The 21,668-nt window shown below is 57.8% G+C and carries 16 protein-coding genes, 1 tRNA gene and 1 pseudogene; 9 read left to right on the forward strand and 9 right to left on the reverse strand.

The annotated features are described in order from the left end of the window. Window positions 1-83: 83 nt before the first annotated feature. From treS to HDF15_RS14955, 4 genes are all read left to right on the forward strand, one after another. Window positions 84-3,431 carry a maltose alpha-D-glucosyltransferase gene (gene treS, locus HDF15_RS14940; RefSeq protein WP_184256894.1) on the forward strand — a complete coding sequence of 1,116 codons (3,348 nt, stop codon included), beginning with the start codon at window positions 84-86 and terminating at the stop codon, window positions 3,429-3,431. Between the two features lie 32 nt (window positions 3,432-3,463). After that, the gene (locus HDF15_RS14945) at window positions 3,464-4,690 is read left to right on the forward strand and encodes a hypothetical protein (RefSeq protein ID WP_184256896.1); all 1,227 of its coding nucleotides are present in this window, start codon (window positions 3,464-3,466) and stop codon (window positions 4,688-4,690) included. 63 nt (window positions 4,691-4,753) lie between these two features. Further along, the gene (locus HDF15_RS14950) at window positions 4,754-5,512 is read left to right on the forward strand and encodes a hypothetical protein (protein ID WP_014264391.1); all 759 of its coding nucleotides are present in this window, start codon (window positions 4,754-4,756) and stop codon (window positions 5,510-5,512) included. Between the two features lie 25 nt (window positions 5,513-5,537). Beyond that, on the forward strand, window positions 5,538-5,792 hold the full coding sequence (locus HDF15_RS14955) for an acyl carrier protein (protein ID WP_014264390.1): 255 nt from the start codon (window positions 5,538-5,540) through the stop codon (window positions 5,790-5,792). 98 nt (window positions 5,793-5,890) lie between these two features. Here the strand turns inward: HDF15_RS14955 and HDF15_RS14960 are convergent, their stop codons facing one another. From HDF15_RS14960 to cysD, 5 genes are read right to left on the reverse strand one after another with little or no spacing between them, the layout of a single operon-like run. Next, window positions 5,891-6,451 (reverse strand): NTP transferase domain-containing protein, encoded by a 561-nt coding sequence (locus HDF15_RS14960; RefSeq protein ID WP_184256898.1) that lies wholly within the window; start codon window positions 6,449-6,451, stop codon window positions 5,891-5,893. Then, on the reverse strand, window positions 6,448-7,509 hold the full coding sequence (locus HDF15_RS14965; protein WP_184256900.1) for an XdhC family protein: 1,062 nt from the start codon (window positions 7,507-7,509) through the stop codon (window positions 6,448-6,450). Before HDF15_RS14965 ends, HDF15_RS14960 begins: the two co-directional genes overlap by 4 nt. A 21-nt stretch (window positions 7,510-7,530) precedes the next feature. Beyond that, window positions 7,531-8,220: a phosphoadenylyl-sulfate reductase gene (locus HDF15_RS14970; RefSeq protein ID WP_184256902.1), complete on the reverse strand. Its 690-nt coding sequence runs from the start codon at window positions 8,218-8,220 to the stop codon at window positions 7,531-7,533. Beyond that, on the reverse strand, window positions 8,217-9,860 hold the full coding sequence (cysN, locus tag HDF15_RS14975; RefSeq protein ID WP_184256904.1) for a sulfate adenylyltransferase subunit CysN: 1,644 nt from the start codon (window positions 9,858-9,860) through the stop codon (window positions 8,217-8,219). The genes HDF15_RS14970 and cysN overlap by 4 nt, the downstream gene beginning before the upstream one ends. Further along, window positions 9,861-10,805: a sulfate adenylyltransferase subunit CysD gene (gene cysD, locus HDF15_RS14980; protein WP_184256906.1), complete on the reverse strand. Its 945-nt coding sequence runs from the start codon at window positions 10,803-10,805 to the stop codon at window positions 9,861-9,863. Window positions 10,806-11,226: 421 nt separating this feature from the next. On the opposite strand from cysD, the gene HDF15_RS14985 reads away from it, so the two are divergent. Continuing rightward, window positions 11,227-11,303: transfer RNA gene (locus HDF15_RS14985), tRNA-Pro, on the forward strand. A gap of 73 nt (window positions 11,304-11,376) precedes the next feature. On the opposite strand, the gene HDF15_RS14990 is transcribed toward HDF15_RS14985, so the two are convergent. Then, window positions 11,377-11,691: a recombinase family protein gene (locus HDF15_RS14990; RefSeq protein WP_184256908.1), complete on the reverse strand. Its 315-nt coding sequence runs from the start codon at window positions 11,689-11,691 to the stop codon at window positions 11,377-11,379. Window positions 11,692-11,878: 187 nt separating this feature from the next. Beyond that, a complete protein-coding gene (locus tag HDF15_RS14995; protein ID WP_184256910.1) occupies window positions 11,879-12,988 on the reverse strand; it encodes an acyltransferase in 1,110 nt (369 codons plus the stop codon). 124 nt (window positions 12,989-13,112) lie between these two features. Between HDF15_RS14995 and HDF15_RS15000 the strand changes: the two are divergent. After that, a pseudogene (locus HDF15_RS15000) lies at window positions 13,113-13,286 on the forward strand (transposase); the annotation flags it as partial. A 287-nt stretch (window positions 13,287-13,573) separates the two neighbouring features. Here HDF15_RS15000 and HDF15_RS15005 read toward each other — a convergent pair. Both HDF15_RS15005 and HDF15_RS15010 read right to left on the reverse strand, forming a co-directional pair. Further along, the gene (locus HDF15_RS15005) at window positions 13,574-13,891 is read right to left on the reverse strand and encodes a hypothetical protein (protein ID WP_184256912.1); all 318 of its coding nucleotides are present in this window, start codon (window positions 13,889-13,891) and stop codon (window positions 13,574-13,576) included. A gap of 67 nt (window positions 13,892-13,958) precedes the next feature. Beyond that, a complete protein-coding gene (locus HDF15_RS15010) occupies window positions 13,959-16,241 on the reverse strand; it encodes a sulfatase-like hydrolase/transferase (protein WP_260331110.1) in 2,283 nt (760 codons plus the stop codon). A gap of 508 nt (window positions 16,242-16,749) precedes the next feature. On the opposite strand from HDF15_RS15010, the gene HDF15_RS15015 reads away from it, so the two are divergent. The 3 genes from HDF15_RS15015 (at window position 16,750) to HDF15_RS15025 (ending at window position 21,620) form a co-directional block, all read left to right on the forward strand. Further along, complete coding sequence (locus HDF15_RS15015) at window positions 16,750-18,249, forward strand: multicopper oxidase family protein (RefSeq protein WP_260331104.1); 1,500 nt, start codon at window positions 16,750-16,752, stop codon at window positions 18,247-18,249. Window positions 18,250-18,479: 230 nt separating this feature from the next. Continuing rightward, on the forward strand, window positions 18,480-20,456 hold the full coding sequence (locus tag HDF15_RS15020; protein WP_260331105.1) for an alkaline phosphatase family protein: 1,977 nt from the start codon (window positions 18,480-18,482) through the stop codon (window positions 20,454-20,456). Between the two features lie 81 nt (window positions 20,457-20,537). Further along, window positions 20,538-21,620 carry a YncE family protein gene (locus HDF15_RS15025; RefSeq protein ID WP_184256918.1) on the forward strand — a complete coding sequence of 361 codons (1,083 nt, stop codon included), beginning with the start codon at window positions 20,538-20,540 and terminating at the stop codon, window positions 21,618-21,620. Window positions 21,621-21,668: the final 48 nt, after the last annotated feature.

Raw genomic sequence — 21,668 nt, forward strand, 5'->3', positions numbered from 1 at the left:
CAGGCAACCACAATAACCACCGCGAACCATCAAATCTGCATCCAACCACCTCAGAAGCCCCGCACGAGAGAGGCATTTCACGAGTGAAGAAATCCTGCAGCGCCACCGACCCACTTTGGTATAAAGACGCGATCATCTACGAGTTGCACGTACGCGCCTTCGCGGACTCCAACGACGACGGCATCGGCGACTTTCAGGGCTTGATCTCCAAGCTCGACTACCTGCAGGACCTCGGCGTCACCTGCCTATGGATTCTGCCGTTCTTCCCCTCACCGCTGCGTGACGACGGCTACGACATCGCCGACTACACCAACGTCAATCCTTCCTACGGGACCATCGCGGACTTCCAGCAGTTTCTCGACGCTGCGCACGCGCGCAACATGCAGGTAATGATCGAGCTGGTCATCAACCACACCAGCGACCAGCACCCCTGGTTCCAGCGTGCCCGTCACGCGCCCAAGGGCAGTCCCGAACGCGACTACTACGTGTGGAGCGACAGCGACCAGATCTACAAGGACGCCCGCATCATCTTCACCGACACCGAGAAGTCGAACTGGACCTGGGACGAAGAGGCCCAGCAGTACTATTGGCATCGCTTCTTCTCCCACCAGCCCGACCTGAACTTCGACAACCCGGCCGTGATGGAAGAGGTGCTGAAGGCCATGCGCTTCTGGCTCGACATGGGTGTCGACGCCATGCGCATGGATGCGATTCCCTACCTGGTGGAACGCGACGGCACCAACTGCGAGAACCTGCCCGAGACTCACGCCGCAATCAAGGCCATCCGCGCTGCGATCGATGAAGGCTATGAGAACCGTCTGGTGCTGGCCGAAGCCAACCAGTGGCCCGCCGACGTGCGACCCTACTTCGGCGACGGCGACGAGTGCCACATGGCCTTCCACTTCCCGCTGATGCCGCGCATGTACATGGCGCTGCGGCAGGAAGATCGCCTGCCTATCACCGACATCATGGCGCAGACCCCGGACATCCCCGCCAACTGCCAGTGGGGACTGTTTCTGCGCAACCACGACGAGCTCACGCTCGAGATGGTGACCGACGACGAACGCGACTACATGTACATGGCCTACTCGGCCGATCCGCGCATGCGCGTCAATGTCGGCATCCGCCGCCGCCTCGCTCCCCTGCTCGACAACAACCGCCGCCGCATCGAGCTGATGAATTCCCTGCTGCTGAGCTTTCCCGGAACGCCGATCATGTACTACGGCGACGAGCTGGGCATGGGCGACAACATCTATCTCGGCGACCGCAACGGCGTGCGCACCCCCATGCAGTGGAACTCCGACCGCAACGCCGGATTCAGCAAGGCCGTGCCCGCGAGACTCTACTTCCCGGTCATCATGGACCCCATCTGGGGCTACCAGGCGATCAACGTGGAGGCTCAACTCAGCGATCCCTCCTCGCTGCTCCACTGGACGCGCAACATGATTGCGCTGCGCAAGCTGTTCCAGGTCTTCGGCCGTGGCTCGCTCGAATTTCTGCACCCGTCGAACCGCAAGGTTCTCGCCTACATCCGCGACCACAAATATGAGGACGGCGCGTCGGAGACGGTGCTCTGCGTCGCCAACCTGTCGCGCTTTGCCCAGCCTGTCGCGCTCGACCTGGCCCAGTTTGTCGGACGTCAGCCCATGGAGATGCTGGGCTACGTCGCCTTCCCCGAGATCACCGATCAGCCCTATACTCTGACGCTTGCGCCGTACAGCTTCTTCTGGCTCGAACTGCAGCCTGCACCACCTAAGCCGGAAGCCCCGACCATTGAGGCAACCGCTGAGAACGAAGCTCTGGCGGGCATCGTGCCAAACAAGACGCAGGCATCGCCCACCTTGTCCATCGGAATCCTTCTGCAGGGCGGCGGGCACGAACTCCTGCAGCAATTGCTGCCGAACTATCTCGAGCAACAACGCTGGTTCGGCAGCAAGTCGCGCAAGATCCGTTCCGCGACTGTTGGCTCTTCGCTGGCGCTCGCCAACAGCGAGTATGCCGTTACGTTGATCGATGTCACCTATGACAACGGTAGCTCCGAGCGTTATCAGCTTCCACTCGCCATCGCCGCAGGCGATGCAGCAGAGGCCCTGCGCAAGAACTCACCGAAGGCGATCCTGGCAACGCTGGGAGATGCTTCGAGCGGTTCGGTGCTCTACGACGCCACCGCAAGCGAGGGCTTTCGACAGGCGCTGCTGGAGATGTTCATCACCTCTCCGAAAGCCGGTGCAACGCTTGTGGCCTCGCATTCCCCCGCCTTCGATCCCGCGAGCCTCACGCAAACGGAGTCGCGCGTCGGCTCCGCGGAGCAGTCCAACACCAGCCTCCTGTTCGGTCAGACAGCCATCCTCAAGCTCTTCCGCCGCCTGCAGCCCGGCGAAAATCCAGACGTCGAGATCAGCCGCTTTCTCACCGATGTGGCGCACTTCGACCGCATCCCCGCCTATTTGGGCGAGCTGCATCACGAGGCCGATGGAACAACCCTCGCCTTCCTGCAGTCCTTCGCAGCCAATGAAGGCGATGGATGGTCGTGGTTTTCAGAAGAGTTGATTCGCTTCTATGAGTCGGTCGCGAACACCCCGCAACCTGCGTCGTACGGCAAGCCCGCAAGTTTCCTTACGGAAGCGGAGATCCCGCAGGATGCGCAGGAGCACGCAGGTTTCTCGCTCGAGGCCGCGGCACTGATCGGCACTCGCACCGCGCAGATGCATCTTGCCCTGGCAACGCCAACAGACGATGCCGCCTTTGCCGCAAAGGCTACCGCAGCCAAGGATCTCGCTCTCGATTCCGCACGCATCCGCGAACAGGTCGAGCACACGCTCGGAGCTCTCAAGCGCAACCTTGCAGCGATTCCCGACGACCTGGTCGACCGTGCAGCCTTGCTCCTGAGCCACCGCAGCGAACTCTTGAAGCGCACCCAGTCCCTGGCTGCGGCTGCCCCCGAGGCCTTCGGTCAACGCATCCGCATCCACGGGGACTATCATCTAGGTCAACTGCTGCATGTAAAGTCCGACTTCCTCATCGTAGACTTTGAAGGAGAACCTGCGCGGCCGCTGGAAGAGCGGCGTCTGAAACAATCTCCGTTGAAGGATGTTGCCGGAATGTTACGAAGCTTCAGCTATGCTTCGCGCTCCACGCTTGACCGCTACACCCAGCGCCGCCCGGAACAGTCGGTAACTCTCACGGGATGGGCGTCACTCTGGGAAAATGCCGTATCCACAAAGTTTCTTCAGGCCTATCGCGATGCAATCCACTCCGCCGGTAGGCAGGGGGAGTCACTGCTTCCCAGATCGTCTCAGGCAGATACGATGCTGCGTGTCCTGCTGCTGGAAAAATCGCTCTACGAGTTGCTGTATGAATTGAACAATCGTCCCGAATGGCTGCATATTCCCTTGAGTGGCCTGTTGGCACTCGCCCGTGATACTGCTTAACCGTCTACTGTTGCACTGTCTAGTGAACCCTCATGTCCTCATTGCCCATCGCCGACATCTCGAATGAAAACCCGCTGGGAACAGCGGCACGCAGCGCTGCCTCGGTGCTCATCTGCCTTCCGTCACTAAGCGCTGAGGCGTTGCAGACGATGCACGAACGCATCGCCGCCGCTCTTCCCGGGCAATCCGTTCTGCTCGCTTCGCCCGATGTTCTGCCGGAGAACACACCGGCCAGCGAGACCATTCAACTGGTCGAATATCCCGCATCGCTTCCCCATGCAGGTTGGGCCCTTACAGCGAGCGATTATCTCGGCGCGGCCGATCTCGCACAAAAACACGGGGCATCGACGATCTTGGTGCTGGGTGCGGAGACCGTTTCGCTCTCGACCGGCGGCCTGCATGCCCTGGTCGCCTCCGTCCTGAGCCAGCGGGTCGACCTGGCGTTGCCGCGCTACCAGACAGGTCCGCACGATGCCCTCGTGAGTTCCGCGCTGCTCTATCCCCTGACACACGCGCTCTTCGGAGCGGGCACGCATCTGCCCCTGCCCCTCGACGTAGCCTTCTCTTCGCGTATGGCGGAACGTCTCGCCGCAGCCGCCCGCAGATTGGGAAGCGCCGCTCAGAGCACGCCGCTTCTCTGGCCAGTGGCGGAAGCTTCCGTCGCGGCATTCGTTGTTCGTGAGGTCGAAGCGGGTGAAAGGACGATGCCGCACCCCGGCGATGCCGATCTGAACTCGCTGCTTGCCGAGGTCGCAGGTTCGCTCTTTACCGACATCGAAGCCAAGGCTCCCTTCTGGCAGCGCAGCCGGGCTTCCATCTCTGCCCTTCCGACCGCCGAGCCCATCCCCCTGGGGGCAGAAACCGAAGAGCTTGCGGAAGTTCGCGCCATGGCGGAGAGCTTCCGCAGCGCCTATCTGAACCTGCAGGAGATCTGGTCGCTGGTGCTTCCGCCGCAGTCCTTGCTGGCGCTGAAGAAGCTGTCGCTCGCACCGGCGGAGAGCTTCCTGATGCCGCCAGACCTGTGGGCGCGAGTCGTCTATGACTTTGTCCTCGCCTATCACCTGCGGACGATCAATCGCGGCCATCTGCTCGGCGCACTGACACCGCTCTACCTGGCATGGGTCACCTCGCATCTTCGCCGCGCAGCCGGCGATGCAACGCGCTCCGCCCTTCATGTCGAAGAGACGGCCGCTGCATTCGCCGCCGAAAAACCTTACGTCGTTGCCCGCTGGCGCTGGCCGGACCGTTTCAATCCTTAGCAATCGGCCGATACCCTCGGAATCACAGCATCCCGGCACCAACGAACTCAGGAGCCAATCATCATGGGTCAGCAAATCAAATTCGCCCTTCTTCAGTCCACCCATCGCGTAGTGGTCGTGCTCGTCCGCTTTCTTCCCGGCTTGCTGGCCTTTCTGCTCGCTGTCTTCGTGCTGACAGCCATAGGCTTCCTGCTTGCCTCACTCGTACGACGACTGCTTACCGCAACTCGCTTCGACGAACGCATCGCCGCCAGCGAGAAGATCAGTTCGCCGGTCAACTTCTCTGATTGGGCACCTTCTAACTCGCCCACACTGCTGGTTGCGCGTGTGGTCTTCTGGCTCTGCATCCTTGCGGGTGTCGCCGTCGGTATCTCTGCCTTCGACGCGTCCTACTCCGCCGACGATCAGGTCTCGCTCTTCGTTCTTCCCTACCTGACACACCTCCTCGGCGCCATCCTGATCCTCTTCACCGGCAATCTGCTGGCGCGGTTTCTCGCGCGTTCCGTGCTCATTGGAGCCGTCAACGCACAACTGCAATATGCGCGTTTTCTTTCGTTTGGTGTGAAGTGGCTCGTTCTGGTGCTTACCGCAGCCATGGCGCTCGACCACCTGCACATCGGCGGCACGGTCGTTGAACTGGCCTTCGGGATTCTCTTCGGCGGCATCGTCCTGACGCTTTCGCTGGCAATCGGACTCGGCTCGCGCGACCTGGTCAGCCGCTCCATCGAGAAGAGCATCGAAAAACCACTTCCCAGCCGTCCAGAGGCCTCGGCCGCGACCGAAATACGCGAGACCCCAGGCCCCAAGCTGCGCCACTTCTAACAGGAGCCGCCGATATAATGTGCTGATGCAACAGCACGATATTTACGAGCGGCTCACCACAATCTTTCACGATCTCTTTGATGACGATTCCATCGAACTCAGCCCCGGCCTCACGGCTGCGGACGTTCCCGAGTGGGACTCGTTCAACCACATCAACCTGATCGTAGCCATCGAGTCGCGCTTCGGCATCAAGTTCCAGACCGCCGAGCTGGAATCGATGCACACGGTGGGCCACCTCGCCGACATCGTTCAGTCGAAGCTGGTCGCTCAGGGACGCTAAACCCGTTCGATCTTGTGCTTCGCAGCCAAAACCACCTCGTAGCTCGTCACCTCATAGCTCGAAGCTGAACAAGACATCTGCCCCAGTCCGGACCCACGCTACGAGAGCGTATCTCGTACGCGTGCTAGATCCTCTTCCGTATCGATATCGAGCTCAAGCTTTTCATTCGCCACCACTCGCGCAGTCCGCAGCAGCTCACGCGCACCCACATCGCCACTCAACTGCTGCAAGCCTTCGAAGCTCGACGCAGGAAAGTACGCTGGAATGCCAACTCTGCCTGCGTATCCTGAACCAGCGATGTTTGCAGGCTCCTCGCATAGAGCCCGCAGATGCTCAGGACTTATTGCGACCTGATCGCAGGTCATCAATACGGCGCCACTGACCTTCAGCATCTTCGCCACAACTACACCGCGGCGAATCGAGGACGCCATACCCTCTGCGGCACTTTCGTTGATCACGACAAGGCAGCCCAACTGTTGCAGCGAGTGACCGAAGTCGCCCTCAGGATTAATAACAGCGATCACCGGCGAAAGTCCGGCCTCCTGCGCCACACGCACGGCACGCTCCACCAGCGTTTCACCATCGAGCACAACTGTCTGCTTTGGCCTGCCCAGCCGGGTCGAAGAACCTGCTGCCAGAACAATACCCGCAATACTCATAGAGCACACTGCGTCTGTACGTAGCGCGACGCTCCTTCTTTGGCGATCAGCGCCATAACCGTTTCGGGGGCCATGCGCCGCGAGGCACCAAGCTTCCCTTCGCGACAGGCTTGAATCTCCGCAACGATTGAAAGAGCAATCGCCTCCGCGCCATCGCCGCCAAGATCCAGCCCAACAGGAGCGAAGATTCCCGCGCAGACACGTTCCAGCGTCCACCCCAACAGGACAGCCGCTTCGCTCACCAGCAGGGCGCTGCGATGCCGCGCTCCCAGCAATCCGAGATAGCGTGGGCTGTGGGGCAAGACAGCCGCAAGCCACGCTCGGTCCTGCTCATAACTATGCGTCATCACGGCAACGGCATCTCTTGAATCGATATGCAAATCGTCAGCAACTGGCAATACGAGCACACGCTCCGCTTCGGGAAAGCGCTCGGCCCGCGCCCATTGGGGACGCGCATCCACCACAATAACGCTCCACCCCAGCAGCGATGCCATGCGCACAACCGGCCGAGCATCGTCGCCCGCCCCAAAGACAAAGAGCCGCTGTGGCGGCTCAAGCGTTTCGCAGAAGGTGTTGCCGGAATCGGAATGACAGTCAGAACTGACACGTGAAGGAAAAGCAGTCTTCACGCTCTGGACGATACGGTACAGTGCCGTTCCAACGATCGGAAGCCCCGTTTCGACAAACAGCGTCTCGCCCCGCAGGGACGAACGCATGGCCTCCATCAGCCTCTCGAACTCGGGTGTCCCCGCTGGTTCGAGCAAGAGGTTCACCGTGCCACCGCACCCGAGACCGTAAGGAATCTCAGCCGTGTCATCGAACAAGGTCGAGTAGCGCTGAATCGTAGCGCCCTCGCGGACGAGCCATTTCGCCTTGCGAACGACCTCGGCCTCCAAACAGCCACCAGAGATAGAACCTGCATAATCGCCGTTCGCAGCCACCAATAGCCGTGCGCCTGTACGACGATAGCTCGAGCCTTCCACGCGCACGAGCGTTACCAGGGCTTCGGCATCGCCCCGCTCCCAAAGCTCAACAATCTGGCGACGTTCGCGCATCATGCGCAGAATACTCCTTTGCGCTTATTCTTTCTCGCTAAAGGTATGGATGCCGCATTCCAGCTTTTTGCCGCCCCAGCGTCCGCTGCGCGCATCCGCACCCGCTGCTGGAATGGCCGTGCAGGGCTCGCAGCCGATACTCGTATAGCCCTGGTCGTAGAGCGAGAGCCGTGGAATCCCGTGCTCCTGCGCGTAGGCCTCAACCCGTGCCCAGTCCCAGTCCGCCAGGATGCTGATCTTCTTCATCTGCTTGCCGGTCGGCAGCTTATGGTCTTCAATCTTCTTGAGCCCCGCGCGTGTCGGAGACTGCTCACGCCGCAGCCCTGTAAACCACCAGGAGTACGGCTCCAGCGAGCGCATGAGCGGCTCGACCTTGCGAATCTGGCAGCACTTGGTGGGCTCCACAATATGCAGGAGGCCAAACTCTTTCTCATGCTCGGCGAGCGTCGTGCGCGGCATCGCGTTAATGAGGTTCAAATCCCACTCCTGCGCCAGACGATCGCGATACTCGATCAGTGCGGGAAAGTGATATCCCGTCTCGAGAAAGATCACCGGCACATGCGGCAGCTGTTTGCGCAGCAGATGCAGCACGACCATGTCTTCGGTCTGGAAGCTGCTCGTCAGGCACACAGATTCACCGTGCGACTCGCGCACGATCTCTGCGACCAGCTCTTCCGCCTGCAACGATTCGACATCGACTGACACCGTGCTCATCGCTTCGCCTCCAGCCAGGTCCGCGCAGCCTCAAGGCCCTGCACGAAGTGGTCTTCAGTAGATGATTGAAGCGCGGCAACAGTTTCAGAGCTCAGAGCTGCGCGCGCGGAGATGGCTGTTACACCCGCAAGCTGCAGAGCACGAGTCACCGCTACCAGAGCACTCTCCGGAATCAGTGAATCGTCGACGATCACCGCCCGCTGACCGAGATGATGCAGTTCTTCACGGAACGAAATGGCCGCAGCTTCATCGCCCTGGAAGAAGAGGAAGGCCGGTTTGTGCTCGATGGCACTCTCGGAGTCATCTATCGACGCGTTAATCATCGCCGCACCCACCGTTGCGTTGGTTACCGCGTCGATCAGGATCAACGATCCCGCGCCGCGGCTCTCGGCATAGGTATCAAAGAACAGCGGCAGGCTGGTCTCGAACTCCACCTCGGCGATGTCGTTCATCGCGAGCTTCGCAGCATCGCGATGCTCGGTCGTGTTCACGTCCACGCGATAGCGGATCGTCCGCACAGTGGCACGCACGGTGCGGGTCGTGTGTTTGGCCAGGTAGGTCTTGCCTACGACGAGCGGGTCTTCGCCCATCCACACCACCATCGCGCGGAACTGCGTGCTGATGAGCGGCGATGCCTGATCTTCTGCCACCAGCATCTCGCCGCGGCTGAGATCGATCTCGTCCTCAAGCTCAAGGGTTACGCTCTGCGGAAAGCTCGCGGACTTCAACTCGCCATCGTAGGTCACGATGCTCTTCACGCGCGTGGTGCGCCCGCTCGGCAACGCCTTCACCCGCAGACCGGGCTTCACCTCACCGCGTTCAACGCGGCCGGCAAACCCTCGAAAAGTCGCATCGGGCCGTACAACCAACTGCACGGGAAAACGCAGTGGTCCATGCTTGGCCTCAACCAGTTCCAGAGGCACGGTCTCCAGGTACTCCAGCAGCGTGGGACCGGTGTACCACGGCATGGCCGTCGAGGGCTCCACTACATTGTCGCCAGCCAACGCGCTCACGGGGATGATCTCCACACTCGGCAGACCGAGCTGCGTCGTAAGTTTGCCGTACTCCTCGCGAATGCGCTGGAACAGCTCTTCGGAGTAACCGACGAGATCCATCTTGTTCACCGCCGCCACCACATGCGGAATCCGCAGCAGGCTGGCGATATACGTGTGGCGGCGCGACTGCGGCAGTAAGCCATCGGCCTTCGCAAAAGCGTTCGCATCGATGAGAACAATTGCTACGTCGGCGGTGGAAGCTCCAGTCGCCATATTGCGCGTGTACTGCTCGTGCCCGGGAGTATCGGCGATGATGAACTTCCGCTTCGAGGTCGAAAAGTAGCGATAGGCCACATCGATCGTGATGCCCTGCTCGCGCTCCGCCTTCAGACCATCAGTCAGCAGCGAGAGATCGACGACACCCGCACCCGCGCGGTTCACTCGGCTGGCACGGATCGAAGCGAGTTGGTCTTCATACACACTCTTGGTGTCGTGCAGCAGACGGCCAATGAGCGTGCTCTTGCCGTCGTCGACACTACCGGCGGTAGTAAAGCGCAGCATCTCCTGGTCGAGATGCGCATCGAGAAAAGCGCGGAAGGCCGTCTCGCGCACACTATCGTTCAAACCCAATCCCTGTGTGCTCATTTAGAAGTAGCCCTCCCGCTTCTTCAGCTCCATGGAGCCCTCTTCATCGTGATCGATCGCGCGGTTCTCGCGCTCGCTGCGGCGGAACGTAATCAGCTCCTCGATAATCTTCGGCAGCGTATCCGCATCGCTGCGAATCGCACCTGTGCAGGGCAGGCAGCCCAGCGAACGCATCCGCACCTTCATCAGCTCAGGCTTCTCGCCGGGCAACAGCCGTACGCCATCATGTATCAGCGTGATCGAACCGCCACGCACAACCGCCAGACGCTCTTCCGCAAAGTACAGTGGGACGATAGGGATCTGCTCCGAGTAGAGGTAGAGCCAGATATCGAGCTCCGTCCAGTTTGATAGCGGAAATACGCGGATGCTCTCGCCCTTGCGCAGGCGCGAGTTGTAGAGGCTCCACAGCTCGGGCCGCTGGTTCTTGGGGTCCCACTGTCCTGCCCCGTCACGGAAGCTGTAAACACGCTCCTTCGCACGGCTCTTCTCTTCATCGCGCCGCGCGCCGCCAAAGGCAGCGTCAAAGCCTCCCTCTTCCAGGGCATCCAGCAGAGACCGCGTCTTCAAAGCACCGCAGCAGTTCTGCGTGCCGAGCTTCCAGGGGCTGGCTCCATCGGCGATCGCCGCCTCGTTACGATGCACAATGAGATCGGCGCCGATCTCCTTCGTATAGGTGTCGCGAAATGAGATCATCTCCGGAAACTTGTAGCTGGTATCGATGTGCAGCAGCGGAAACGGAATCTTGCCCGGATAAAACGCCTTCTGCGCCAGCCGCAACATCACGCTCGAGTCCTTGCCGATGGAGTACAGCATCACCGGCTTCGCGAACTCGGCCACAGCCTCGCGCAGAATATAGAGGCTCTCGGCTTCAAGCGCCTGCAGATGGTTCAGCCGCTCGCGCAGCACCTCCGAGACGTTTTCTTCTGGAGCAGTTTTGATTGGCAAGGAATCCTCCTGGTTCGGCGCATTTGCACCCGCGCCTCCGGCTGACCTGCCGGCAATGGATAAATCTGGAATTTGATGGGGGTAAAGGTACCAACTACAGGCTGTAAAAGAGAAGGACAGCCAGGTTGCGGAAAGGTGTCAACAACAGCCAAAGAGCTGTGGACAGCGACAACCGCACATACAGGTAACATTCACTCCTTCTATTCTACGCGGGCCGTATAGCTTCAGCAATCTCCGGCTCAACGTTCAGAAGATGCCCTGGAACAGTTTTGGACAGCTTCTCAGGTCGCAACATCGAGGCAAGACCCTTATTTTCTGCTAGACTAGATCAGTCGGTCGGCAAGTGGCAGGTTCCAGAGGTTTTAGGAACTGAGCGTCTTGCTCCCCATCACAAGCCGGCAAGACAACACCACCAGAGGTTCGGGGCGTAGCGCAGTCTGGTAGCGCACCTGGTTCGGGACCAGGGGGTCGGAGGTTCGAATCCTCTCGCCCCGACCATTTATAGAATCAATGAGTTATGCGGTTTCCCCAATGGCCTGAATTCCAAGCCGGGGGTCAATCGCCGCAAGCATCAGGCCGTCCGGCTCATCGCGCGGGACACTTGCATGGGCGTCCACTCGCCACCCCGCCGCGTCACAATGCCACGCTCATTTAGACCCTCGGCGATTGCCTTGAGGCTGACAGGGTCAGCCAGTTGAATATCTTCGATCACAGGCAGAACGTCGTGCGCCCACTCATCGGCTTTTTGCGACCGTATCGCTGTCCCGGCTTTGCGCCCCTCAGCCGCGATACCGACACAGGCTTTCGCAGATACGCGGCGTCCGCCTAGCACCGTGCCGCGAGCCTTCGCAGCCTCAAGAGCCGCTTTTGTGCGTTGGGAGCTCAATTCGGGCTTTAGCGCGAGTCTGCCAGGAAGCGGAGCAGGAGGTCGCTCAACTCCTCGGGCGCCTCCAGGAAACGCCTCGGTCTGCATGGAGCTACAACGCACATTTCAGATACTACCGATGCAATGGCGAGTGCGAATATCCAGCAAGAAAACGGATAGAGGCAGACGAAGTGTTTTCGACTGCATGTTAAGACGTGAATACGACCTGACGGGCCTTGACGAAGCGAGCGGCCAGCTTCCGGGGCCAGTTGGGGTCCATGCATGGCCGTTCGATGAAAACAAAGTAGGCCGTACAGAAGAAAAAGATGCAGATCCCAAGGGGGACAACCTGGAGGAGAAAGCTTATCGGGATGCTGGACGGAACAATCAGACGGCGGGTGACCTTGAAGGCCATCGTGATGACGAGTATGTGCATGAGGTAGAAGGAGTAGCACATACCGCCAGTGAGAGCGACCCATCGGGTCTGGAAGAAACGCCGGGTGATGGGGCCATTGAACGCAGAAAGATAGGCTGGGAGCATGAGAAGGGGGAGGGAAAACGAGATGTACCGGTTCGGAATCGCAAAGATTGCAATCCAGGCGACAAAACCGACGATATCCCACCACGGCTTGATGGTCGATGAGGTGCGAGTGGCGCGGAGATCGGCCACCAGAAATCCCACGAGAAAGAACTGCAATTGACCAGGCAGGCTGGTGGCAGCGATGCCAGGCAAGAGACGTTGGAGAGTGGCGCTGGCCAACAAGATCGCGAGGAGAATGCCCCGGCGCTTTGCCGTGGATGAGATCGCGTAGAGATATCCAAAGAGGGGAGCAAGAAGATAGAACTGGACCTCCACTTCAAGGCTCCAAGTGACAAAGTTAAGCTGCATCAGGTGGGTGAAGTTGTGCACGTAAAAGATGTGGGCCAACAGAGGCTCGATCAACATGTGCAGAGGATGATGCACGTGCAATGCAGTGGTGTAGATGAGGAGGGAGAGAATGTATGGCGGCTCGAGTCGCGTCAGCCGACGGCGATAGAAACGCCTGACGGAGACTGCCTCGCCGTGGAGCAGATGATGGCGAAGGAAGGGTTGAGCCAGAATGAATCCGCTGATGGCAAAGAACAGAGGCACTCCGCGGCCCCCACGATACATAACTTCATTGAAGAGTTTGTGAGAATCAGGGGAGAGCACCCATCTGCCCTGGATGACCGTCTCGCCGAGGATATGGGTAAACAGCGTGGAGACGATAGCGATGAAACGCAGGCTGTCGACCTCCGGAATCCAGTTGCCATGTGTCGTGATCCGGCGGAGTTGCATTCAATCCTAATCCGAACGGGAGTTCCCCGGCTCAGCCGGGGAGGCAGTAGAAGTTTGACATTTTCGTGAGTCACCCAGAGACTCCGAGTCGTGAGCCGCCAAGCACACTTCAAGGAGAAACTGGATGGACGACTTCGAGAGCTTGAGCCACTCGAAGTGGGAGTGCAAGTACCACGTTGTATTTATACCGAAGTCCCGCCGGAAGGTGTTGTACGGCAGTCTTCGGAAGCATTTGGGCGAGGTGTTCCGGAAGCTTGCCGAGCAGAAGAAGTGCAGGATCGAAGACGGGCATCTGCTGTGCATCAGATTGGCGACGTAGCCAAAGGGAACGTCGCAGTTGAGAACATAGTCGAAGGCGGCGTCAATGTGGCCGTGTTCGAGCATGATGTTGAGGAGCCTCTCGGATTGGTAGTCGCTCGGAAAGGGGTATGGCAACGATTCGGCACAAAATGGGCCATTTTGCTGAATACAACGGTTCGCTGCAGCCGTCGGATAAGCCGGAACCCACTTGGCATTACATGGAACGGACAACCAGCATCGGTATATCCCGTTGCTCTGGTATTAACGCGAGTCCCAAATGCTCTCTCAGCATGTCGAAGAACTCATCGCGTGCGCGATCTTCCCTGACCACATTGAAGTCATAACGACCGTGAGGTAGGTCTCATCGACGACCTTGCGATCCAGCCCTTTTTCCAGCTCTTTGCAGAAATCTGCGATGGTGCCGCTGGATACCGAAGTGCTTCCCAGGGTAATACCGCCTGATGCTCTCTGCTGTTCTATGGAGTTTTTTATGTTCTCCGGCGTCGGCTGCTGTCCCTTGCGCAAAGCAAAGACCGCACTGGAAGAGCCAATACTGCCTCCCAGGGAATTCTCCGCAGGCCGGATACTACGAGGCTGTTCCATGGGATGAGCCGATTATTGAAGACATCTTTGAAATCTCCCCTGGCATAGAAATGATCAGCTAAGCCCTCTAGGGTTCAATATCCAGATCGATATGCTCGATGGTGCCGGTGAACGGGAAGGGACTCTCGTAGTCTCCAACGGGCGATGCGGTATCCTCGCCGATATCGAACGTATCTTCGAACGAGAACGCCATTTTAACCGTTTCAGGCAGCCTGCCTGCTGCCACGGGCTTATCGTTCACTAACAACGTAATGTTCGCGCCTTTGCCCGAGCCAAGCCCGTCATAGGCGAACTCCAATGTCACTTTAGCTCGACCCGGCTGAAGAGGTTGAGGTGAGGACAACGTGGTCACGCGGCGTTTAAAGTAGTTGTACGTGTACGTCGGTCTCCCATCCTTTAGGAAGAGACTGAAGCCCCCGTTCTTTGAACCGTCTGCCATAAGGACACCGTTCGCACCGTCGCGGGGAATATCCAGATAGGCCGTAATTCTATGAGAATGATTCTCATAAGCGGGCGTAAGTGAAAGATACAGGTGTCCTGTGTCCGTAAAATACGTGAAATGTCTGCCTTCCGGCCGAGGCTGCCTGCCTCCGAACCTCGGATCCAGAGGATAGACATTGTTCCTCTTTGCCTCGGCGTCAAAGATCGTCGCAAGTTCAGCAACCTTTTCGGGATATTGCAAGGCGACATTGTTTGCTTCGGAGTAGTCCTGACTCAGGTGATAGAGCTCCCATGGCCGGGAATTCGGGTCTGGAGGAGGCTGATTCGTGTACACCCACGGGAGCAAGCCGCTCGTGGACGCCGCCATCCACCCGTCGTTATAGATCGCTCGATTTCCCAGCATTTCGAAGTATTGTGTTGTGCGCAGACCGGGTGCTGACGCAGAGGCAAACGTAGGTAACATGCTGATACCATCCATCCGTTGTTGCCTGACGCCATTCACCTCAACGGGGATTGGAACATGTGCTGCATCCAGAATCGTTGGAGTTACATCGGTAAGGTCTTCAAACTGGTCGCGTATTCCGCCGTGATCGTGAATTCCCTTCGGCCAGGACACGACCAGAGGGTCGCGAGTACCGCCAAGATGTGAGCCTATTCGTTTTCCCCACTGAAACGGGGTATTCCCAGCCCACGCCCAGCCGACAGGATAATGTGGCGTCGTTGTTGGACCGCCAAGTTGGTCCAACAGTTTCAATACGTCATCGGTGGATTCGGGGACGCCATTGATCGCAGCCATCCCATTGGCCGTTCCATTCAGGCCACCTTCCAAACTGGCGCCATTGTCACCGGCGATAAAGAAGATCAGCGTATTGTCGAATTGGCCTGTGTCACGAATGGCCTGAATCACGCGCCCGACCTCATGATCGGTCTGCGCCATGAAGCCGGCAAACACCTCCATCAAGCGGGCGGCAACCTTTTTCTGATCGGGGGTAAGCGAGTCCCATGCGGGAATTTCCTTCGGGCGCGGTGTCAGCTTCGCGTCAGCAGGAATTACCCCCAATGCCTTCTGACGTTCAAAGACAAGCTCACGATATCGATCCCACCCCATATCGAACTTGCCTCGGAACATGTCGATCCACATCTTCGGAGCCTGTAGCGGCGCATGCGTTGCCCCGGGCGCGAAGTATACGAAGAACGGCTTGTCCGGCGCTAACGACTTCTCAGACTTGATCCAGCGGATCGCATGATTAGCAAGGTCTTCGTTCAGCGTGAAATCAGCTTTTCTGCCCGGCGGTGGAATCATCTCCACGGGCTGAGTGCCGGACGTAAGCTCTGGAAACCACTGATCTGTTTCGCCGTTCAGGAAACCGTAAAACTCGTCAAACCCTTGCCGTGTGGGCCAATGATCGAACGGCCCCGAAGGCGTGTCCTCATTCTCAGGGATCAGATGCCACTTCCCGAAAGCCGCAGTAGCATAGCCGTTCATCTGTAGCACTTGAGGCAGAAGAGCGGCACTCTTCGGTATAGCTCCCGTGTATCCGGGGAAGTCGGTTGCAAGGTTTGTAATTGTGCCCATTCCCACAGCGTGGTGATTCCGGCCGGTCAGTAAGGCGGCCCTGCTGGGCGAGCAAAGTGCAGTGACGTGAAAACGATCATAGCGGAGGCCCGACGAGGCAAGCGAGTCCAGGGTCGGCGTCGGAATGAGCCCGCCGAAAGTACCGCATTGCCCATAACCCGCGTCATCCATTAGCACTAGCAGAACATTGGGCGCACCCTCTGGTGGTCGGATGGTCGACAGAGCTACACCGGTAGAATTTGCGAGGCTACTCCCGATTTTCCCTCTGAAGGGCGCTGGCTGAATCGGCAGAACTGATCGGTCTGGTGCCTGAGCATCAAGCGCCTGAGACATACCGCTCGCCGCCAATGCACAGAGCAGCAATGTGGATTTGTATTTCAACGATATATGCCTCCTGAGGATGTCTACACCAAGTATCACTCATCGCACTTCAAGCAAATCATCACAAATACGCTCACTTTACTTCCTCCCATTCTGGACGAATGCTAAATCGCCGATGCACGAAGCCATTCACGTATTCGTAATAGATGATGGATATATTTCTTTGGAAGTCTTATGCTTCAGGGGCAATTCGAAGAACACGCCTAATGCAAATTCCACCATCCATCACTGACATCGGCTTGGGCTCCAAGCCATGTTGAGCAGGCGACGACTTCTTCGTAGCAGCTTCTACACTGCAGCAGGGCTCACCCTCAAGAAGGGTGTTCCGGCTCTCGGTCAGGCCATGGCCTCACCCCCTCCGGTTCGAAGCGCCGTCAAATTGACTCGCTATATTGATCCGCTGCCCCTTCCGCCCGTCATCCGCCCTACCGGGGATGTTGACGAACTGATCGAGATAGAAATGCGACAGTTCCAGCAGAAGGTGCATCGGGATCTTCCCCCTACGCTCCTCTGGGGCTACAACGGGTCATGGCCGGGACCGACTATCGAAGCACAAAGCGCGCATCCTCTCAGCATTAAATGGATCAGCAAACTACCTACAAGGCATCTCCTCCCTATCGATCACTCGATTCACGGTGCGGAATCCTCTCTGCCTGCGGTCCGAAACGTTGCCCATCTCCACGGCGCCTGCGTTCTTCCAGACGACGACGGTTACCCCGAGGCGTGGTTCACTGCAAAGGGTGAGCACGGCCCCAAATTCAATCCCCGGCCGTCGTCTTATCCAAACTGCCAGCCCTCAACGACGCTTTGGTATCACGATCATTGCCTCGGCCTCACCCGGTTGAACGTATACGCCGGTCTGGCTGGCTTCTATCTCATCCGCGACGAGGCAGAGAAGGCCCTTAACCTTCCTCAAGGTGAGTTTGAGATTCCACTCATGCTGCAGGACCGCCTCTTCCATCACGACGGTTCTCTCTACTACCCCACCGTCGTCAACGGTCCCAAAGAACATCCTGTCTGGGTCCAGGAATTCTATGGTGACTACAATTGCGTCAACGGCATGGTAACGCCGTTCCTCAACGTCGAGCCAAGAAGATATCGCTTCCGCATCCTTAACGCCGCTAACTCTCGTTTCTACCATCTCCGTCTTTTCAATTCAGACCCAACAGGTAAGATCCAGAACGAATCCTTCGATGTGCCAGCGTTCCATCAGATTGGATCCGACGGCGGTTTACTTCCTGTTCCCTTAGAGTTGCGTTACCTGTTGTTGGGGCCGGCGGAGCGTTTTGATATCGTTGTCGATTTTTCCGGCTTCGAAGGCAAATCTTTCGCTCTTGTTAATGATGCTCCTGCTCCGTATACGATGGGCGGCCAGTATCTTGCCGAAGATGTCATGCTGTTCAAGGTAACCAAGCCCCTCACAGGTAAGGACACTAGCTCCCTGCCAGAGACGTTAGTCCCGTTCGTGCCCCTCAACCCGACCTACGCCACGCGCGAACGTCTTCTTCTCGTATCGGAGAAGGAACGGCCGTCCGACGGCTATGTGATCATCGGTCTCCTGGGCAATGCACGCTGGCACGAGCCCATCACCGAAGACCCGAAGGCCGGCAGCACCGAGATCTGGTCTTTCGTCAACATCACAGGCGATGTTCATCCGCTGCACGTTCATCTCGTGCAATTCCAGGTCTTGAATCGTCAGTCCTTCGATGTGCCAACCTACCAGCAGACCGGCAAGCTGGTCTTCACCGGCAAACCCATGCCTCCCGAAAGTAACGAGCGTCCCGCAAGCAAGGACACCATTAAGTCCTACCCCGGCTACGTCACCCGCGTCATCATGCGCTTCGATCTACCGCCGGGTGCAGCCGTTACACCTGGCCAGGAACTTCTATACGTATGGCACTGTCATATCCTCGAGCACGAGGATAACGAGATGATGAGACCGTACAAAGTTATCGCCTAGCTCGCATCGAACAACTCGAATTTAATTCGCATAAGATGCGAATGATTTATATTGCGTTGCCGCTTCTTTCATTATTTTTTTTGCGACGGAATATAGCGAATTTCGTAAGCGTAATTCTTGATCAATTCATCTTTGCATGACAATTTCACGATCCCAAACCTCTACTTTTGTCTGGCTGAGGGTTATTGCCCAACGGTCCAAACCGTTCCTCAGTTTCTGGAGGTTGCATCTTGAAATCGAGCCGTAAAGCTACTGTCCATAATGGAACATTGAAGTGTGGCGCAATGATGTTGATCGCGCTGCAAGTGTTCGCGGGACTTCAACAATCCGTGTACGCCCAAACTGCTGCTCCTGACACCACCACTCCGATCAAGCACGTCATCGTCATCATCGGAGAAAACCGCAGCTTCGATCACGTCTACGCGACCTACACCCCAAAGGAAGGTGAGACCATCACCAACCTTCTCTCCAAGAAGATCGTCAAGGCGAACGGCAAGCCTGGCGTCAACTACGCCCTCTCCGCACAGTTCTCTGCAGTCGATAGCACCACCGCCGGCATCGGAGCTTACGCCATCAGTCCCCAGTCCAAGAGCATCTTTGGCATTCTTCCTCCCGCTCTGGCCGGTGGTCCGGAAGCGCCTACTGTAGCTGGCCCCGCTCCCTTTACGACTCTGAAGGTTGCTAAACTTGTGGATCAGGGTCTTGCCCCTGCCTACAACCAGTTCCTCATTACGGGTGCAACCGGTATCCCTAGCGGTCAGATAGATACCCGCATCACCGATGCAACCTCCTTGCGCGAAGGTGTCTTCCAGATCAGTGGCCCGAAGATGCCATACGACGCCTACACCGCAAGCCCCGTCCACCGCTTCTTCCAGATGTGGCAGCAAACCGACTGCAGCATCGACTTCACCACGGAAGAGAACGCCAGCGGCTGCTTGAACGACCTCTTCCCCTGGGTTGAGACCACGGTCGGTACCGGCAGTAACGGCGCAGCCCAGCCTAGCAACTTCAACAACACCAGCACCGGCGAAGGCTCCGCATCCATGGGCTTCTACAACATGGCGCAGGGTGACGCCCCCTACCTCAAGCAACTCGCCGACGACTACACCATCAGCGATAACTTCCACCAGTCGGTCATGGGTGGAACCGGAGCTAACCACATCATGTTTGGCTTCGGCGACTCGATCTTCTTCACCAACGCCAATGGAGTTGCTGTACAACCTCCGATGACGAACCAGATCGAGAACCCCAACCCGCAGGTCAACACCAATAACTTCTATGACCAGGACGGCTACAGTGGCGGCAGCTACGTCAACTGCGGCGATATCAGCCAGCCTGGCGTCCCGGCTGTTACTAACTACCTTCAGTCCCTCAAGCACCCCATCAGCCCCAACTGCGTCAAAGGCAACTACTATCTCGTCAACAACTACAACCCCGGCTTCAACGGTGATGGTAGTTCCACAACCGCCCTGTCGCCCTTCACCATTCCTCCCACCAGCCAGAAGAGCATCGGTGACGACCTCGTTGCCCACAACGTGCCCTTCAAGTACTTCGGCGAAGACTGGGATCTCTATGTAACCGACCCCACTGAGTCGAACACCTCCGACGAATATTGCAACATCTGCAACCCCTTCCAGTACCAGACCCAGTTCATGGGCACCCAGGCTACTCGCGAGCAGTTCATCGCGGACACGACCGAGCTCTACGAAGACATCGATACGGGCAACCTGCCGGCAGTCTCCATCGTCAAGCCCAGCGGCTTCAACGATGGTCACCCGGCATCCTCCAAACTCGATCTCTTTGAAGGCTTCACCAAGAAAATCGTCGATGCGGTCAAAGCCAACCCGGCTCTCTGGGCTGACACTGCCATCTTCATCACCTGGGATGAGGGCGGCGGATACTATGATTCGGGTTACATTCAGCCGGTTGACTTCTTCGGCGATGGCACTCGCATCCCCCTGATCGTCGTCTCGAAGTACTCCAAAGGCGGCCACGTATCGCACGAGTATGGCGATCACGTTTCTCTCCTCAAGTTCATCGAAAAGAACTGGAGTCTCCCAACTGTCTCCACTCGTAGCCGCGATAATCTGCCGAATCCGGTCCAGAAGGAAGCCAATCCCTACGTCCCGACCAACAGCCCGGCTATCGGCGACCTGACGGATGACTTTAAATTCCCCTCCAAAAATTCCCCTCCAACTAATAACTAATGCAATTAGCTTCACCGCTTCGACGGCCGGTCTACACTGGCCGTCGAAGCAGATTTTCTTGAGAAGGAATTCAAAGTAAAAATGAACAATCTGTGCATCCGGAAATTGGCCTCAAAGACCTTTGCTTTTCGATTCTTCATGCTGGCAATGGGAGTCCTCTTCTTACCCCACTGCCTCCAGGCCTCCGGCCCAACGGTCCTGCCGCAGTTTCACGTGAAGAGCCAGTGGAATCTGGGTGGCGAAGGAGGATGGGGATTTCTCGTTCTTGACGCTCCCGCACATCGTCTTTACATTCCCCGCACCAATCTCGTGATGGTCGTCGACAGCGAGACAGGCAAGTTGATTGGCGAAGTCGAAGACATGAAGAATATTCGTGATATCGCTCTCGACGATTCCGGTAGATACGGTTATGTCACCGACCTCACCGACGGAAGCGAGGGCTTTGTCCGCGTCTTCGATCGCTCCAGCCTCAAACTCGTGACCTCAGTGAGCACAGGAGCAGTGCCCGCCGCCATTATCTTCGACCCGGTCTCTAAATCTGTCTTCGCCTTCAACTCGCACGGCCACAGCGTAACCGTCATCGACGCCGCAACCAACCAGGTTGTCGCAACCATTCCTCTCTCCGGCCGCCCGAGCTCAGCTATCACAGATGGAAAGGGTTCCATCTTCGTAGCACTGCCCGCGCGGGGCGAAATCACTCGCATCGATGCAGTGACGCGAAGCGTTGCAGCTAACTGGCAGCTTGCGCCCTGCACTGGGCCTAACAGTCTCGCTATCGACGCGGCCCACCATCAACTCTTCACGACCTGCGAAAACCATAATCTAGTCGCCGTCGATGCGGGGACAGGCCATGTTACAACCATCGGTCAGGTTTCGCCGGGAGCCGGGGATATTGACTTCTCTCCGAAACAAAACCTGGTCTTCGTAGCCGATATCGACGGAACACTTTCCATCTTCCGCCGTGAATCTCCGACTCGATATGCCAAGGTGCAACAGGTAAAAACTCAGACGGGCGCTAGAACGATGATCGCAAGCCATCAAGATTCGAAAGCCTATCTTGTGACCTCAAAATATGGACAAAACTCCACAGTAGTTTCCGAAGAGCTTCAATATCGTCCAACTCCTGTTCCAGGAACTTTCTCTGTGATTGTTGTTCAACGCTGAAATGCTTTTGTCGAGTTCGGCGGGAAGGCTACATGGGGTCAACCCAAC

This window comes from Granulicella mallensis (genome assembly GCF_014203225.1).
Classification (GTDB): Bacteria; Acidobacteriota; Terriglobia; order Terriglobales; family Acidobacteriaceae; genus Granulicella; species Granulicella mallensis_A.

Bases quoted from the DNA above. Each gene is read 5' to 3' on its own strand.
- HDF15_RS14945 (WP_184256896.1), top strand. From the start codon at position 3,464: ATGTCCTCATTGCCCATCGCCGACATCTCGAATGAAAACCCGCTGGGA.
- HDF15_RS15015 (WP_260331104.1), top strand. From the start codon at position 16,750: ATGCGACAGTTCCAGCAGAAGGTGCATCGGGATCTTCCCCCTACGCTC.
- HDF15_RS15005 (WP_184256912.1), bottom strand. From the start codon at position 13,891: ATGGAACAGCCTCGTAGTATCCGGCCTGCGGAGAATTCCCTGGGAGGC.
- HDF15_RS14995 (WP_184256910.1), bottom strand. From the start codon at position 12,988: ATGCAACTCCGCCGGATCACGACACATGGCAACTGGATTCCGGAGGTC.
- HDF15_RS14955 (WP_014264390.1), top strand. From the start codon at position 5,538: ATGCAACAGCACGATATTTACGAGCGGCTCACCACAATCTTTCACGAT.
- HDF15_RS14965 (WP_184256900.1), bottom strand. From the start codon at position 7,509: ATGATGCGCGAACGTCGCCAGATTGTTGAGCTTTGGGAGCGGGGCGAT.
- HDF15_RS14960 (WP_184256898.1), bottom strand. From the start codon at position 6,451: ATGAGTATTGCGGGTATTGTTCTGGCAGCAGGTTCTTCGACCCGGCTG.
- HDF15_RS15010 (WP_260331110.1), bottom strand. From the start codon at position 16,241: ATGTCTCAGGCGCTTGATGCTCAGGCACCAGACCGATCAGTTCTGCCG.
- HDF15_RS15025 (WP_184256918.1), top strand. From the start codon at position 20,538: ATGAACAATCTGTGCATCCGGAAATTGGCCTCAAAGACCTTTGCTTTT.
- HDF15_RS14950 (WP_014264391.1), top strand. From the start codon at position 4,754: ATGGGTCAGCAAATCAAATTCGCCCTTCTTCAGTCCACCCATCGCGTA.
- HDF15_RS14970 (WP_184256902.1), bottom strand. From the start codon at position 8,220: ATGAGCACGGTGTCAGTCGATGTCGAATCGTTGCAGGCGGAAGAGCTG.
- cysN (WP_184256904.1), bottom strand. From the start codon at position 9,860: ATGAGCACACAGGGATTGGGTTTGAACGATAGTGTGCGCGAGACGGCC.